Origin of the sequence: Streptomyces sp. NPDC059455 (assembly GCF_042750115.1) — a bacterium.
Taxonomy (GTDB): domain Bacteria; phylum Actinomycetota; class Actinomycetes; order Streptomycetales; family Streptomycetaceae; genus Streptomyces; species Streptomyces endocoffeicus.
This window is the reverse complement of sequence record NZ_JBHYVB010000084.1, coordinates 31,482-44,934: the sequence shown is the minus strand read 5'-3', so window position 1 is coordinate 44,934 and position 13,453 is coordinate 31,482. Positions and strand designations below refer to the sequence as shown.

Annotated in this window: 14 protein-coding genes and 1 pseudogene; 7 read left to right on the top strand and 8 right to left on the bottom strand. The window is 69.8% G+C overall.

Going from position 1 to position 13,453, the window contains the following annotated elements:
* Both ACFXB5_RS27385 and ACFXB5_RS27380 read left to right on the top strand, forming a co-directional pair.
* The coding region (locus tag ACFXB5_RS27385; protein ID WP_385212427.1) for an ATP-binding cassette domain-containing protein at positions 1-1,222 on the top strand (1,222 nt) is incomplete at its 5' end.
* Positions 1,219-2,076, top strand: coding sequence for an ECF transporter S component (locus ACFXB5_RS27380; protein ID WP_385212425.1), 858 nt, complete (start codon positions 1,219-1,221; stop codon positions 2,074-2,076). The genes ACFXB5_RS27385 and ACFXB5_RS27380, both read left to right, overlap by 4 nt.
* 13 nt (positions 2,077-2,089) lie before the next feature.
* Here the strand turns inward: ACFXB5_RS27380 and ACFXB5_RS27375 are convergent, their stop codons facing one another.
* Together ACFXB5_RS27375 and ACFXB5_RS27370 are read right to left on the bottom strand one after the other, a co-directional pair.
* Positions 2,090-2,683: a zinc ribbon domain-containing protein gene (locus tag ACFXB5_RS27375; RefSeq protein WP_385212432.1), complete on the bottom strand. Its 594-nt coding sequence runs from the start codon at positions 2,681-2,683 to the stop codon at positions 2,090-2,092.
* Between the two features lie 14 nt (positions 2,684-2,697).
* Positions 2,698-2,769: pseudogene (locus tag ACFXB5_RS27370) on the bottom strand (helix-turn-helix domain-containing protein); the annotation flags it as partial.
* Between the two features lie 27 nt (positions 2,770-2,796).
* Here ACFXB5_RS27370 and tnpA point away from each other — a divergent pair.
* Positions 2,797-3,210, top strand: a complete 414-nt coding sequence (gene tnpA, locus ACFXB5_RS27365; protein WP_385212431.1) for an IS200/IS605 family transposase — start codon at positions 2,797-2,799, stop codon at positions 3,208-3,210.
* A gap of 174 nt (positions 3,211-3,384) precedes the next feature.
* On the opposite strand, the gene ACFXB5_RS27360 is transcribed toward tnpA, so the two are convergent.
* Positions 3,385-3,951: a hypothetical protein gene (locus ACFXB5_RS27360; protein WP_385212423.1), complete on the bottom strand. Its 567-nt coding sequence runs from the start codon at positions 3,949-3,951 to the stop codon at positions 3,385-3,387.
* Between the two features lie 431 nt (positions 3,952-4,382).
* Entirely contained in the window at positions 4,383-5,552 is a 1,170-nt protein-coding gene (locus ACFXB5_RS27355) for a steroid 3-ketoacyl-CoA thiolase (RefSeq protein ID WP_385212421.1), read from the bottom strand.
* A gap of 250 nt (positions 5,553-5,802) precedes the next feature.
* On the opposite strand from ACFXB5_RS27355, the gene ACFXB5_RS27350 reads away from it, so the two are divergent.
* Positions 5,803-7,035, top strand: coding sequence for a cytochrome P450 (locus ACFXB5_RS27350; RefSeq protein ID WP_385212419.1), 1,233 nt, complete (start codon positions 5,803-5,805; stop codon positions 7,033-7,035).
* A gap of 74 nt (positions 7,036-7,109) precedes the next feature.
* Here the strand turns inward: ACFXB5_RS27350 and ACFXB5_RS27345 are convergent, their stop codons facing one another.
* A complete protein-coding gene (locus ACFXB5_RS27345) occupies positions 7,110-7,619 on the bottom strand; it encodes a MarR family winged helix-turn-helix transcriptional regulator (RefSeq protein ID WP_385212418.1) in 510 nt (169 codons plus the stop codon).
* A gap of 128 nt (positions 7,620-7,747) precedes the next feature.
* Between ACFXB5_RS27345 and ACFXB5_RS27340 the strand changes: the two genes are divergently transcribed.
* Together ACFXB5_RS27340 and ACFXB5_RS27335 are read left to right on the top strand one after the other, a co-directional pair.
* On the top strand, positions 7,748-8,173 hold the full coding sequence (locus tag ACFXB5_RS27340) for a Rid family hydrolase (protein WP_385212417.1): 426 nt from the start codon (positions 7,748-7,750) through the stop codon (positions 8,171-8,173).
* Between the two features lie 77 nt (positions 8,174-8,250).
* Positions 8,251-8,922 carry an HD family hydrolase gene (locus ACFXB5_RS27335; RefSeq protein ID WP_385212415.1) on the top strand — a complete coding sequence of 224 codons (672 nt, stop codon included), beginning with the start codon at positions 8,251-8,253 and terminating at the stop codon, positions 8,920-8,922.
* 40 nt (positions 8,923-8,962) lie between these two features.
* On the opposite strand, the gene ACFXB5_RS27330 is transcribed toward ACFXB5_RS27335, so the two are convergent.
* The 3 genes from ACFXB5_RS27330 to ACFXB5_RS27320 all read right to left on the bottom strand — a co-directional run bounded on the left by ACFXB5_RS27330 (position 8,963) and on the right by ACFXB5_RS27320 (position 12,866).
* Entirely contained in the window at positions 8,963-9,595 is a 633-nt protein-coding gene (locus ACFXB5_RS27330; protein ID WP_385212413.1) for a superoxide dismutase family protein, read from the bottom strand.
* A gap of 99 nt (positions 9,596-9,694) precedes the next feature.
* Positions 9,695-11,779, bottom strand: coding sequence for a bifunctional glycosyltransferase 87/phosphatase PAP2 family protein (locus tag ACFXB5_RS27325; protein WP_385212411.1), 2,085 nt, complete (start codon positions 11,777-11,779; stop codon positions 9,695-9,697).
* Positions 11,780-12,053: 274 nt separating this feature from the next.
* Positions 12,054-12,866 carry a helix-turn-helix domain-containing protein gene (locus ACFXB5_RS27320; RefSeq protein ID WP_385212429.1) on the bottom strand — a complete coding sequence of 271 codons (813 nt, stop codon included), beginning with the start codon at positions 12,864-12,866 and terminating at the stop codon, positions 12,054-12,056.
* Positions 12,867-13,014: 148 nt separating this feature from the next.
* Here ACFXB5_RS27320 and ACFXB5_RS27315 point away from each other — a divergent pair, with 148 nt between their 5' ends.
* The gene (locus ACFXB5_RS27315) at positions 13,015-13,425 is read left to right on the top strand and encodes a DUF2000 family protein (RefSeq protein ID WP_385212409.1); all 411 of its coding nucleotides are present in this window, start codon (positions 13,015-13,017) and stop codon (positions 13,423-13,425) included.
* Positions 13,426-13,453 lie beyond the last annotated feature (28 nt).

The window sequence follows — 13,453 nt, the reverse complement described above, 5'->3', positions numbered from 1 at the left end:
CCGCCCCACCCCCCCGCCGGGGGGGGGCCGGGGCCCGCGGGGCCCCCTCGGCTCGGTGCTCACCACCCACCCCCGCGTCCTGGTCCTCGACGAGCCGACCTCCGCGCTCGACCCGGCCGCGGCCGAGGAGGTGCTGGCCGTGCTGCAGCGGCTGGTGCACGACCTGGGCACCACGGTTCTGATGGCCGAACACCGCCTCGAGCGCGTGGTGCAGTACGCGGACCAGATGATCTTGCTCCCCTCCCCCGGCGCCGCCCCGCTGACCGGCGCACCGGCCGAGCTGCTGCCGGTGTCGCCCGTCCAGCCGCCCGTGGTGGCGCTGGGCGCCCTCGCGGGGTGGCCGCCGCCGGTGCCGCTGTCCGTACGGGACGCCCGCCGCAAGGCGGGGCCGCTGCGGGAGCGGCTCGCGCCGCTCGCCCCGCGGACGGTGGCCGATCCGCCGCCGGGCGAGCCCGTGGGCGAGGTGGCGCGGCTGTCCGTACGCCACGGCCGGGTGGAGGCACTGCGCGGAGTGGACCTGACGGTGCGGCCGGGCGAGACGGTGGCGCTGATGGGACGCAACGGCGCGGGCAAGTCCACGCTTCTGGCGAGCCTGGTCGGGCTGTACGAACCCGCCTCGGGCTCGGTGCGCGTCGGCCCGGACCGGGTCGTACCGCACCGCACCCGCCCCGCCCAACTGCTCCGCCAAGTGGGCCTCGTACCGCAGGAGCCGCGCGATCTGCTCTACGCGGACACGGTCGCCGCCGAGTGCGCGGCGGCCGACCAGGACGCGGGCGCCGCGTCCGGCGCCTGCCGGGAACTGGTCGGCCGACTGCTGCCGGAGGTGGCGGACACCGCCCATCCGCGCGATCTGTCGGAGGGGCAGCGGCTGGCGCTCGCCCTGTCCGTCATCCTCACCGCCCGTCCGCCCCTGCTGCTGCTCGACGAGCCCACCCGCGGGCTCGACTACGCGGCGAAGGCGCGCCTGGTGGAGGTGGTACGCGGGCTGGCCGCGGACGGCCACGCGACCGTACTGGCCACCCACGATGTGGAACTCGCGGCCGAACTCGCCCACCGCGTCGTCATCCTGGCCGAGGGCGAGGTGGTCGCGGACGGCTCCACGGCGGAGGTGGTGGTCTCCTCCCCCGCCTTCGCCCCACAGGTGGCCAAGGTGCTGGCCCCACTGCCGTGGCTGACGGTGCCGCAGGTACGCGAGGCACTGGCCCTGGAGGAAGCCCCATGAGCCGGGCAGCGCTGAGCGGACCGCACCGGGCAGCGCGGGAACGCGGCGGCAGGACGAAGGCCATCCGCCTCGGCCCGCGCTCCGTGGCGGCGCTCGCGCTCGTCTCCGCGATCGGTGTCATCGCCTTCGGCTGGCCGCTGTTCGCACCGGGCGACTCCGGGATCACCACCCACGCCGCCGACGCGCCCTGGCTGTTCGCCGCGCTGCTCCCGCTCCTGCTGGCCGTGGTCGTGGCGACCATCGCGGACACGGGTCTGGACGCCAAGGCCGTCGCGATGCTCGGAGTGCTGGCGGCGGCGGGGGCGGCCCTGCGGCCGCTGGGCGCGGGAACGGCCGGGATCGAGCCGATGTTCTTCCTGATGGTGCTGTCGGGGCGGGTGCTGGGCCCCGGTTTCGGCTTTGTCCTCGGCGCCGTCTCGATGTTCGCGTCCGCGCTGCTCACGGGCGGGGTGGGCCCGTGGATGCCGTTCCAGATGCTGGCGATGGGCTGGGTGGCGATGGGCGCGGGCCTGCTCCCCGGTGCCGCCCAGCCGCCCGGCCGGGCGGAGCCGCTGCTGCTCGCGGGGTACGGGGCGGTGGCGTCCGTGGCCTACGGAACGGTCATGAACCTCCAGGGCTGGACCCTGATGCAGGGCATGGCCTCGGGGATCTCCTACGTCCCCGGCGACCCACTCGGCGACAACCTCGCCCGCTTCGTGGCGTACTGCCTGGCCACCTCGCTGGGCTGGGACCTGCCGCGCGCCGTGGTCACGATGGTGCTCACCCTCACCCTCGGCACCCCCATCCTCAAAGCCCTCCGCCGCGCCACCCGCCGCGCGGCCTTCGAGGCCCCGGTGGCGTTCGAGGACAGTTGATGTGCTCCCTGGCCTAAAGTCCAGGGATTCCGGCCCGGGTCGTCTGACCCTTCCGGGGGCTTCCTGCTTCAACGCGCTGTGCCGGGACTTTCGCCCTGGTCTTACCGGCGCTCCACGAGGCGTTTAGCGTCTCCGCCCGTCCGGCGGCGACGATACGGCGTCCTTCGAAGAGGACGTTGCGTGCTGCGTTGTGGTCGCGGTCGTGCACGGTGCCGCACCCGCCGCACGTCCACTCCCGGACGCGCAGAGGCTTGGGAGCGTCCCGGAATCCACAACCTTGGCCACGTACACCGTTCCGTTCTCCTGGAGTGAGAAGGCATTGGTGTTGAGGCGGATCGACTGCCGGGTGTCTTTCTTCGACTTGTACCGGGGCGGCCCGACCTTCCGGCCCTGCCGCGTGCCCTTGAGCGAGTCGAAGAAGTTCTTGTAGGCGGTATCGAGGTCCCGAAGGGACTGTTGAAGGACGACCGCTGACACGTCGGCGAGCCAGGCCCGTCCCTCGGTGCGCTTGGCCTCGGTGATGCGAAGCCGGGAAAGATCCGCCGACTTCGCATACGGCACCCCCGCCGCGTGCGCTTCCTTGCGGTCGCGCAGGCAGTCGTTCCACACCACGCGGGCACACCCGAACGCGCTCGCCAGCGCACGGCGCTGAATGGCGTCCGGGTAGGCCCGGTAGTTGTAGCGGAGCTGCATAACCACGACACTACTACGATTGGCCTCATAAACGGGCAGAACGACTACAGACGAGGCAGACACGTTGTTTCGGCGATGCACGTGCACTTGGTCTTCGTGACGAAGTACCGACGCGGAGTCTTCAACGACGAGATACTGGCACGCTGCGAAGAAATCATGCGCAAGGTGTGCGATGACTTCGAGGCGGAGTTGAAGGAGTTCAACGGCGAACGCGATCACGTCCACCTCCTGATCAACTACCCGCCCAAGGTCGCCGTCTCCAAGCTGGTCAACAGTTTCAAGGGCGTCTCCGCCCGCCGGATACGCCAGGAGTTCACCGGCCGCATCAGCCACGCCATCACGCACGGGCACCTGTGGTCACCCTCATACTTCTCGGCATCCTGCGGCGGAGCACCGCTGGCAATCGCCCGTCAGTACATCGAACAGCAAAAACGCCCGTAAAGTACAGGTCAGAGCAGTCCTGAGATGCATTCATCCCCGGCGTGAACGCCGGGGCTTTCTGCAAGAGTCCCGGTAACCGGACGGGCCCGGTGCGTTGTCCGCACTGGGCCCGTCCTTCCTGGGCCCTGGTCCCCGGCCCCTGGGTCATTCGTCCTTGTTACTGCTGGTGGAGCGTCAGTTCTGGTGGAAAATACTGGCGTCCCACTGGGCCACCCACCGGCCGTCGCCGAACCGTAGGTTGGCCGTGCACTTGTAGGTGTCACCGTCGCAGTTCAGGGCCGTCACCGGCACCGGGGCGGCGGCCTCCCGCGGAGCCTTGACCGTCTTCGCCGACGCGGCGGGCACGGCACTGGCCACGGCCTGGTGGAACACATTGGCGTTCCACTGGGCGACCCACCTGTCGTCACCGAACCGCAGTCCGGCGGTGCACTTGTAGGTGTCCCCGTCACAGGTGAGGGTCGTCACCGGGACGGGGGCCGCGGCGCCGCGCGGCGCGTCCGCCGACCGGGTGGCCCGCTGATGGCTCGCCGCGCTCTGGTGGAATACGTTCACATTCCACTGCGCGACCCACCTGCCGTCGCCGAACGCCAGGTTGGCAGTGCACTTGTAGGTATCGCCGTCACAGTTGAGAGCCGTCACGGGGACGGGCGCGGCGTTGGCCGCCGGGGCGACCGCCGTGGCGGCCAGGGTCAGGGCTCCCAACCCCAGGAACGTACCGGTGAGCATTCGGCGAGCTGACATGTCGTCGCTTCCCTTCGACTCCGGCCACACAAAGGTGCAATTCACCGCAAAACACCTCAAGTAGCCAATCCGATGACATCCCAGAGATTAGCTGCCCTTAAAGGCTTTTCATCTGCTCGTACTACATGAACTCATATGCGACACAGCCCCCGTTATGGCGAGGGCGGTCACCGTGGATTGACGATTCCAGGCGTACGAAAACGGCGGCGCCCCAAGGGGCACCGCCGAGGAATCGATACCGCCGAAATCCAAGCCCGGAATTCCGGTCGATCAGCGCTTGACCATAGCCACAATCGTGTTCGTGCCCCTTGCCTCCTCTGCGGGGAACGAGCAGACGCACAACGCCCAGGACCTCGAGGACGCCGACGCCGCCGTCACGCTCGCCGAGCTGCCCCTGCCCTGACCCCGACCGCCACCGTGACCGGAGCCCGCTACAGCCGCTGAATGATCGTGCCCGTCGCCAGCGCTCCGCCCGCGCACATCGTGATGAGCGCGAACTCCTTGTCCGCGCGCTCCAGTTCATGCAGCGCCGTCGTGATCAGGCGTGCCCCCGTGGCCCCCACCGGGTGCCCCAGGGCGATCGCGCCGCCGTTCACGTTGACCTTCTCCAGGTTCTGTTCGAAGACCTGTGCCCAGGACAGCACCACCGAGGCGAACGCCTCGTTGATCTCGATCAGGTCGATGTCCTTCAGGGTCATCCCGGCCTTGCCCAGGACCGCTTTCGTGGCGTCGATCGGCCCGTCCAGGTGGAAGTGCGGATCGGTGCCGACCAGGGCCTGGGCCACGATGCGGGCGCGGGGGCGGAGTTTGAGGGCGCGGGCCATGCGTTTGGAGGCCCACAGGACCGCGCAGGCGCCGTCGGAGATCTGGGAGGAGTTGCCCGCGGTGTGCACGGCGGTGGGCATGATGGGCTTGAGTCCGGCCAGCGCCTCCATGCTGGTGTCGCGGAGCCCCTCGTCCCGGTCGACGGCGCGCCACATGCCCTCGCCGGCCGTCTGTTCCTCCTCCGTCGTGGGCACCTGCACCGCGAAGGTCTCGCGTTTGAACCGCTCCTCGGCCCAGGCCCGTGCCGCCCGCTCCTGGGAGATGAGCCCGAGGGCGTCGACGTGCTCGCGGGTCAGGCCGCGGTTGCGGGCGATGCGTTCGGCGGCCTGGAACTGATTGGGCAGATCCACGTTCCACTCCTCGGGGAACGGTTTGCCCGGTCCGTGTTTGGAGCCGCTGCCCAGCGGCACCCTCGACATGGCCTCGACGCCGCAGCCGATGCCGACGTCGATGACACCGGTGGCGACCATGTTGGCCACCATATGATTGGCTTGCTGCGAAGAGCCGCACTGACAGTCCACCGTCGTCGCCGCGGTCTCGTACGGCAGCCCCATCGTCAGCCAGGCGGTGCGCGCGGGGTTCATCGACTGCTCCCCGGCGTGGGTGACCGTGCCGCCGACGATCTGCTCGATGCAGTCGGGCTGGATGCCGGTGCGGGCGAGGAGTTCGCGGTAGGTCTCGCCGAGCAGATAGGCGGGGTGGAGGTTGGCGAGCGCGCCTCCGCGCTTGCCGATGGGCGTGCGGACGGCTTCGACGATGACGGGTTCGGCGGCCATGGCTGTCTCGTCCTCTCATCGCATCCGCGGGGCTCCCGGCAGCGCCCGCGTCAGAACTAGTACGCGTTCTAGTTCTTCAGCTCAGTCTGCTGAGCCCCGGCCCGGCGGCGCAAGGGTTGTGCAGGGGTTGAGCGGACATCGAGGGGCATCGATCCCCCGAAACTATGGCCGCGTTATCTCTTGCTACTTGTAGAACCCGTTACTACCTTGCGGACACTTCTGATAGGCCGTCAGATCTCTGGAGTGGCCGATGTCCTGTCCAGCTCTCCCCGAAGGCTTTGACCTCACCGACCCCGACCTCCATCAGCATCGGGTGCCACTCCCGGAGCTCGCCCAGCTGCGGCAGACGGCCCCGGTGTGCTGGATCCCCCAACCACACGGCGTGGCCGGCTTCGACGACGACGGCTACTGGGCCGTCACCCGCCATGCCGATGTCAAGGAGGTCTCCACCCGGCCGGAGATCTTCTCCTCCCACGCCAACACCGCGATCATCCGCTTCAACGAGCACATCCAGCGCGATCAGATCGACGTCCAGAAGCTGATCATGCTGAACATGGACCCGCCCGAGCACACCCGGGTCCGGCAGATCGTCCAGCGCGGCTTCACCCCGCGCGCCATCCGCGCCCTCGAGGACGCCCTGCGCGACCGCGCCACCCGCATCGTGGCCGGGGCCAGGGAGAGCGGCAACGGGGACTTCGTCACCGACGTGGCCTGCGAACTGCCACTGCAGGCGATCGCCGAGCTGATCGGCGTCCCCCAGCAGGACCGGTCCAAGATCTTCGACTGGTCCAACAAGATGGTCGCGTACGACGATCCCGAACTGGCCATCACCGAGGAGATCGGCGCCGAGTCGGCCATGGAGCTGATCTCGTACGCCATGAACCTGGCCGCCGACCGCAAGGCGTGCCCGGCCAAGGACATCGTCAGCCGGCTGGTGGCCGCCGAGGACGAGGGCAATCTGGGCTCGGACGAGTTCGGCTTCTTCGTACTGCTGCTCGCCGTCGCCGGGAACGAGACCACGCGCAACGCCATCAGCCACGGGATGCACGCCTTCCTCACCCACCCCGACCAGTGGGAGCTGTTCAAGGCCGAGCGCTCCGCCACCGCCGCCGACGAGATCGTGCGCTGGGCCACCCCGGTGATGTCCTTCCAGCGCACCGCCACCCAGGACACCGAACTCGGCGGACAGCCCATCGAGGCGGGACAGCGGGTCGGCGTCTTCTACTCGTCCGCCAACAACGACCCCGAGGTCTTCGACCGCCCCGAGGTCTTCGACATCACCCGCGACCCCAACCCCCACCTCGGCTTCGGCGGCGGCGGACCGCACTTCTGCCTCGGCAAGAGCCTGGCGGAGCTGGAGATCCGGCTGATTTTCAACGCCATCGCGGACACCCTTCCGGACATCCGGCTCGCGGGTGAGCCCCGGCGGCTGCGCTCGGCCTGGCTGAACGGGATCAAGGAGCTCCGGGTGACCTACACGTAAGCGACCTGGCCGCTGTCCGGCGGTTCATGTGGCCTCGACGCCTGCTCGTCTCGGGTCGTCGCGTGGGACGGCTGTCAGCCGAAGTCGTCGGGGACGATGCGGAGTTTTTGCGCGATGCGGGCGAGGGCCTTCTGGTCGGCGGTGTTGAGCGAGTCGAGGACGATGCGGCGTACGGCGCGCAGGTGCGTGGGCGCTGCCAGGCGCACGAGGTCGAAGCCGACGTCGGTGAGTTCGGCGAGGGTGTAACGGCCGTCGGCCGGGTCAGGTGTCCGTACGACCCAGCCGCGCTGTTCACAGCGCTTGATGACGTTGGACAGGCGGGAGAGCGACCCGCTGGCGAGGAAGGCGAGTTCTCCCATCCGCAGCTTGCGCCGCGGGGCCTCGGAGAGGTGGCTGAGCACGAGGTACTCGAACAGGGTGAGGCCGTGCTCCTGCCGCAGCGGCGACTCCAGCTTGCCGGGCAGCAGCAGGACAAGGGAGATCATCCCCGTCCACGCCGCCTTCTCCTGCTCGTCGAGCCATCGCAGCTCCTCGTCGTCCTTGTGTTCGCCCGCGCCGCTCATGGGCCCTCCCGTGCTGGTCATGGATCTTCCCGTCTCTCCGGTGAAGGCCGGCATCACTTTATGCTTGAAGTCATTGCGTGCTAGCCTCACTTTACGCGTGAACTCATCTAGGAGGAAACGCGCCCCTATGGACAGGAAGCGGGAGCATCATGAGCACCGTCACCTTCGGCATCGCTCCGGGCTACGGCGAGAAGCTGCACGCGGCCCTCGGCTACAGCGGGGCCGTCCGCGTCGGCGACCGGGTCGAGACCTCCGGTCAGGCCGGGGCGGATGACGACCTGGTCATCCCCGACTCGCTGGAAGACGAGATCATCCAGGCTTTCGACAACGTGGAGCGCACGCTCGCCTCGGTCGGCGCGACATGGAAGGACGTCATCCACGTCAACTCCTACCACAAGGTCGCACCGGGAGATGACGCCATCGGCGACGACCACAACGCGGTCATGGCCGAGCAGTTCCGCCGTCGCCTCGACGGCCGCGCGCCGATCTGGACCGAGACCGGCGTCACGGTCCTCGGCCTCGCCGCCATGCGCGTGGAGATCCGCGTCACCGCCATCGTCGGCTCCGGGAACTGAACCCCCCGCTCGTCAGATCCTCCCGACTCCCCGAACCAACGAGCGACCGGCCGGAAGGCCACATGATCCGCCGGACAGTGCCCAGACGTAAGCTGTTCGTGCCGCGCCAGGAGTCCCACAACCCGCCGGGCGGGGGCACACTGACCGCCATGAGCGAGATGTACGGCCCGCACGGCGCGGCGGGCGATCGTCGAAGACTCTTCGACTTCATAGCCCTCACCGCCCGCCTCCGTGAGACCGAGCGCGCCAACAACGCCACCCCGGAGCGCAAGGAGAGCGTGGCGGAGCACTCCTGGCATCTGGCGATGGTGAGCTGGATCCTGCACGCCGAGTTCGAGCGCGAGGCCGGGCAGCGGCTCGACCTCACCAAGATGCTCAAGCTCTGCCTGATGCACGACCTCGTCGAGATGGACGCGGTGGAGCGCGGCGCCGCGGGCGGTGAACCGCCGCGCTTCGCCTCGCTCCCCGCGCCGCTCGGGGTCGAACTCCTGGCGCTGTGGCGGGAGTACGAGGAGGGCCGTACGCCCGAGGCGTGCCTGGTGCGCGGGGTGGACCGGCTCAACCCCACCCTGATGCGCTGTCTGACCGGCCAGGGCTGGGGCGACATGGCCACCGACAGCCACGCTCCCGTGGACGCCGAGGCGCTGGACGGGCTGCATCTGCCGCGGGTGGCGGTGAGCGAGACGCTGCGCGCGCTGTACGAGGAGATCAGGGACGCCTCGGTGGAGGGCGGGCTGTTACCGCCGTGAGGCCTGCCCGCCCTCCACCGAGCGCCGTGGACGCCGACCGCTACTTGAACGGCACGTTCACACACGCCACCCGGGCGCCGGCCTGCCCGGCCTTGCCCGACGTGGTGCCCGTCGCATGCTTGTGGATCACCACGGAACGGGCCTCATCGGGCCGGAAGTTCCACTTCACCCAGGACTTGGCCCAGCCCTTGCCGTTGCTCTTGGTGGTGAGGTCCAGCCACACCTCGTTGTGCGGGTTGGCGTACTCCGGGTTGGTCGAGGGCTGCTTGGGGTCCTTCTTGTTCTGGTAGTGGGGCCCCGACGAGTCGGGCTTGGTGCCACACGGCTTCGTGTGGACGTGGATTCCGAAGTGGTGGTCGGCCGCGAGGCCACGCACGCTGATGAACACGAACGTGCCCTTGTGCATCGGGTATTGGCCGTGGTTCTCGCCACCTTCGTGGTGGTACTTCATGCCCTTGCCGCTCAGCCGCGCCTCCGCGATGAACACCGACGCGGACGTCGGCACCAGCGACTTGTCGTACGTCACCGCACCGGCGTGCTTCGCCTCCGACGCCGGCTGGAACCTGTCGTGGACGAAGACGAAGGGGTGTGGCGGCGCGGCGACCGCGGGTGTCGCGATCGCCATTGAGGCGCCCATCGCGACCGCCGCGGTTACTGCCTTCACCAGGGACATCCTTGATCCCTCCTCGGTCGGGGTCCCCGCTCCCCGTCTCGATTCCCGGATCCCCCCGTTTAACGCGTTTTCACGCCTTTCCGCCCCCTTCTCACCACGCTAGACCCGCTGGTCATCTCGCTCAACGCGAGCCCCAGCCCCCTTTTCGGGGGACTCGGCGGCCCCGATCCGGGTCTTCTCCGCGGGCCCGGCGCCGTCGTGCCGTCCGCCGCGCTGCCGTACCAGCCCCGGGACCAGCCCCCTGGCGCGGGTGACCGCGGCGCCCATCGTCCCCGACAGCGGTGGCGCCTCCTCGTGCGGGCGCCCGCCCACGCCGAGGAACACGTACTGCAGCGCGAACCCGGCCGTGACGATGACCGCGCCGCCGATCGCGTCCAGCACATAGTGGTTCGCGGTGCCCACGATGACCGCCGTGGTCAGCAGCGGGTACAGGACGCCCAGCACCTTCGCCCAGACGTACGGCGCCACGATCACGATGACCACCCCGCACCACAGCGACCACCCCACGTGCAGCGACGGCATGGCCGCGTACTGGTTGGACAGCTTGGTGAGCGCGCCGAAGTCCGGGTTGCTCAGGTCCTGCGGGCCGTGCGCGGTGTCCACGTAGCCGAGCCCCATCAGCCGTGGCGGGGCCAGCGGGTAGAGCCAGAAGCCGACCAGGGCGAGCATCGTGGCGAAGGCCAGCGGGGTGCGGGCCCAGCGGTAGGTCGCGGGGCGGCGCAGATACAGCCAGCCCAGCAGGGACAGCGGAATCAGGAAGTGGAAGGTGCTGTAGTACCAGTTCATGAAGTCTCTGAGCCATCCGGTGTCGGCCACGATGGCGTTGAACCAGTGCTCGATGTCGATGTGCAGCCAGCCCTCGAGGGTGAGCACCTGGTCTCCGTGTCCCTCGGCCACGCTGCGCTCGTCCGGGGCGTGGCCCCGGATCCAGGAGTAGGCGAAGTAGCCGACGCGGATCAGCACCAGCTCGAGCATCAGGTTCGGGCGGGACAGCGGCCGCTTGAGGACGCGCAGCAGCGGCACCCAGGCGAAGCGGCTCTTGGCCGGTTCGGCGACCGGCGTCGGCTCGGGGTCGTCCCAGCGCGGCGAAGTGCGGGAGAGGAACGGCACCAGACAGGCGGCGGCGAGCGCGGCGAGCAGCGGCGCATTGTAGCCGATATGTCCGAGGATCTCGATGTCGGGCAGCAGCGCGGTGCGGTTGAGCGACATCGTCAGTACGACCAGAACCGGCCACACCAGCCGGTCGGAGCCACGCCGCCCCACCCGGCCGACCATGGCCAGCAGGATCCACAGCTGCTGATGCTGCCAGGAGGTGGGCGAGACCGCGAGTGCCACGCTGCCGGTGATGGCGGCGGCGAGCAGCAGCTGCCCGTCCCTCGCGTAGCGCACCGCGCGCCGCAGGCCGATCACCGCGACCGCGACCCCGAGCACGGCCAGCACCGCGAGCTCCATCGGGCCCTCGATGCCGATGCGCAGCAGCAGCCCGTGCAGCGACTGGTTGGCCAGGCTGTCGGCGGGGGCGCCGAGCCCGAAGCCGCCGATGTGATGCCCCCAGTACGTCCACGAGTCGTGCGGCATGGCCGCCCAGGCGAGCGCGGTGCACGCGGCGAACGTGGCGCCCGCGAGCGCGGCGGCCCGGCGCCATCCGATCAGCCACAGCACGACGGCGAACAGCAGCAGCGCGGGCTGCAGCGCCGCGGCCACTCCGATGAGCACACCGGCCTGCCGCCCGGAGGTTCTGGGCAGCACGGTGAGGACGACCAGGAGCACCGGGATGATGCTGGTCTGGCCGAGGGTGAAGGTGTTGCGCACCGGAAGCGACAGCACCAGCAGGCTGATGGCCAGCGGTGCGGCGATCAGCGAGGTGCGGCGGGAGACCGGGCCGGGCAGCGACCGGGCCACGGCCAGCCCGAGGACGACGACCAGCAGCAGGGTGCCGAAGGTCCAGGCGACCCCGAGGCTCTGCTCGGCGGCCTGGGTCAGGGGTTTGAGGACGAGCCCGGAGAACGGGGTGCCGGTGAAGGAGTCCCCGTCGTACAGCGACCCGCTGACATGCAGCACCCCGTGTTCGCCGATCCAGGTCTCCAGGTCGGTCAGCCGCTCATCGGGCGGCAACCGCAGCACCGCCGCCGCCTGACGGACCGCCAGCAAGCCCGCCAGCAGCCACAGGACCACGAGCCCCATTCTGGTCCGTGGCGTCCGCGCCCCTACGGTGCCGGGGGCCGGCCCCGTGTCCGGACTTCTCCCCAGTCCGCTCCGCTCCACGTTCGCCACGCCGTGCCGCTCCCCCACTCGCCCTCTTCATCTGTCCCGGATGTTTGAGACCTTACTGAGCCCACTGAACAGACGCCGAACACCCCCTCTTCACCTGACTGTCGTCCGGGGTTGTCCGAAAAATGTCAGGCTTTGGCAGGGTCCTCGCGCTCCGCGAGGGTCCGTATGGTCCGGGCCAATTTCATCAGGGCCGCGGGGTGCGCAGCGAATCGGGACTCGCGGCGCGCTGAAATGTACCCGGCGTCACTCCGAAGCACCGCACGAACCAGCGGTGGAAGTGGCTCTGATCGGCGAACCCCGCCTGGGCCGCGGCCTCCGCCGCGCTGCTGCCCGCCACCAGCAGCCCGCGCGCCCGGCGCAGCCGGAGCTGCCGCTGGAAGTCGCTCGGCGCCATCCCATACGCGGCACGGAACGCCCGGTAGAGCGCGAAGCGGCTGCACCCGGCGGCCTCCGCGAGCCGCGCCGCCGGGATCTCCTCCGCGTACGCCTCCTCCAGCAGCGCCCTGGCCTGCCGCGCGGCCCGCACCTGCTCGCCGCTCCCGTGCGGAAGCTCCCGGGCCCACAGCGGCCCGGTGGCCCCGCGCCGCACCATCGCCCCGACGGCCGCGGTCAGCCGCTCGTCCCGCACCAGCGGACCGGCGCCGCCGACCAGGGCGGTGTGCAGCCGCAACAGGGCGCGGGGCAGCAGGGGATCGGACACCACGGGCCGGTCGAACAGCGGCAGCGCCGCCCGGCCGTCCGCGCTGTCGGCCACATCGGCGAGGACATCCCGTACCACATCGGGACCTATATGGACGATGCGGTACTTGTAGCCGAGCTCGGCGGCCGCCTCCCCGTCATGCGGATCGTCGGGATTGAAGACCATCACCATCCCCGCCCCGCTGGTGCGCAGCGCACCCCGGCACCGAAAGCGCTGGGCACCGACCTCGGTCACGGCGAAGGAGTAGGTGTCATGGCTGTGGGGATGGAAACGATGGCTGAAAAAGTGCGCGTGCATGGCCTCCACGGGCCGGTCGGGATCGCGCCAGTACCGGGCCCAGTCCTCCCGGCCCCGCTCCCCTTCTCCGACGGCAACCACGGATCCATTGTGCCGTGGCGCACGAGCGTTCAAGACCCCAGGTCGCCGCGGTGGCGAGAGTGACGGCATGCGCTTCGACACCAAGATCGCCGTCATTGTCCGTACCGACCTCGCCGACTGGCAGAAGCTGAACGTGACCGCCTTCCTCTCCAGCGGCCTGGCGCACACGACGGACGAGATCGTCGGCAAGCCGTACGAGGACGCCTCGGGCAATGTCTACCTTCCGATGTTCCGCGAACCGGTCCTCGTCTACGCCGCCGACGCCCCCGCCCTCACCCGTACCCACGCCCGCGCCCTCTCCCGCGACCTGCCGATGTCCGTCTACACCGAGGAACTCTTCAGCACCGACAACGAGGACGACAACCGCGCCACGGTCCGCGCCGTCGACGCCGACGCCCTGAACCTGGTGGGCCTCGCGGTCCACGGGCCGCGCGGCCAGGTGGACAAGGTGACGAAGGGCTTGCGGCTGCACGGCTGAGGGCCCGGCGCAAAGACCATGGCGGTGA